Origin of the sequence: Tolypothrix sp. VBCCA 56010 (assembly GCF_050875635.1) — a bacterium.
Classification (GTDB): domain Bacteria; phylum Cyanobacteriota; class Cyanobacteriia; order Cyanobacteriales; family Nostocaceae; genus Hassallia.
In genome coordinates this window covers 1-1,577 of record NZ_JBPAOH010000335.1, presented here as the reverse complement: position 1 = coordinate 1,577, position 1,577 = coordinate 1, and the positions used below count along the sequence as shown (strand labels likewise).

Genomic DNA, 1,577 nt, shown 5'->3' with positions numbered 1-1,577 from the left:
TGGTAGAGTCGATGGCGGGTATTATCCCGCGCACCTCTCTGTTAGATCCGAGCGTGCGACTTTCACCGCACTCGGCTCCCGATATTCTAGGGTTTCCCCTTGCTCATGTGGATATAGTCGTGACAGCTTTCATGTACCGCTAGAAGGTTTTTAGTTTTCCAGTTGTTATGATTGCCGTCGATGTGGTGTAAGTGTACTCGTTCTGAACTGAGCATCTTTAACCTACAATGACCACATGCATGGTTTTGCCTTTTTAAAGCTTTAGAGGTTTCACCGTCGTAGAGCTTGCTATTTCGTTCGCTCCAATAGGTAATGTCTCCATCAAAGGGTGATTTATTTCCTTTAACGTTGACGTGTTTGTTTTCGGAGTAAGGGACTACAGGAAATGCTTTCTTAATCAAGGTTTTACTTGAGTATCGGTCATTCTTGGTTTCCTTATTGAATACCTTAAATGTTCTGTTACTGATGTGCCAAAGTGAAAACCTTGTTCCATCCATCTTGCAGAATTTATGGTAATTCCTCCACCCTCTAACCAGTGGTGCCAGCTTTTCGGCTTTTACTTTAGAACCATAGTTCGAGCAATTGACGATGGCTTTTACTTTCTTACGGAATGCTTTGAAGTTATCCACGGAAGGGACACATCTAAATTTTCCGTTACTTTGCACTTTGAAGTGCCAGCCAAGGAAATCAAATCCATCTGTCGATGCAGTAATCTTGGTCTTTCTTTCACTGATATTCATCCCTCTATCTGCGAGGAACTGGCTGATTTTCTCAAGTATCTCTTTCGCGTTGTCGTTGGGTTTGAGTATAATTACCATATCGTCAGCATATCTAACTGATTGGTGTATTTCCTCAACTCCATTGAGTGCAATGTTAGCTAGTAATGGACTTACAACACCACCTTGGGGGGTTCCTTGTTCGGGAAATTCGGGGTGTATTCCTGCTTTGAGACATCGGAAGATACCGATTTTCAGCCCTTTCGGTGCTATCAGGTTATCCATGATAGTTGTGTGACAAATCCTGTCAAAGCATTTTTCAATATCAAGTTCTATGACTCGTTTATCTATTCCGTTACAGAAAGAGCGGAGGTTATTGAACAAGATTTTCTGCGCGTCATGTGCACTTCTACCAGGTCTAAAACCATAGCTCTTTTCGTGGAAAGTTGCTTCATGTGCTGGTTCTAGTGCATATTTTGCGATAGCTTGCCATGCTCTATCTGCAATAGTGGGGACTTTGAGGATTCGAGTTTTTCCATCCTTTTTTGGTATGGGAATCTCGCGTAATTTGTTATGATGCCAATTGTAATATTGGTTCTTGAGGAGTTCCTCAAGTGCGAAGCGTTCTTCAATGTTGAGGGACACTTTGCCATCAATACCCGCAGTCTTTTTACCAGAGTTTAGCTGAGTTACTTGACGAATTGCCAGTAATCTCGCTGCTCGGGATTTCAGAATCAGCTTCTGCAAAGACCGCGCTTTCTGCATGTCTTTGGCTTGAACTGCTTTAAACAATCGCTTTTGTAGGCGGAATAATTCGCGGCGATATTTCTTCCACGTTAAATTTTTCCAAGATTCACTAGT

Annotated in this window: 1 protein-coding gene; it reads right to left on the bottom strand. The window is 42.4% G+C overall.

Features of this window, described 5'->3' with window-relative positions; genetic code table 11:
* Nucleotides 1-86 precede the first annotated feature (86 nt).
* A partial coding sequence (locus AABK37_RS41270) for a group II intron reverse transcriptase/maturase (RefSeq protein WP_432557159.1) occupies nt 87-1,577 on the bottom strand: 1,491 nt, incomplete at its 5' end.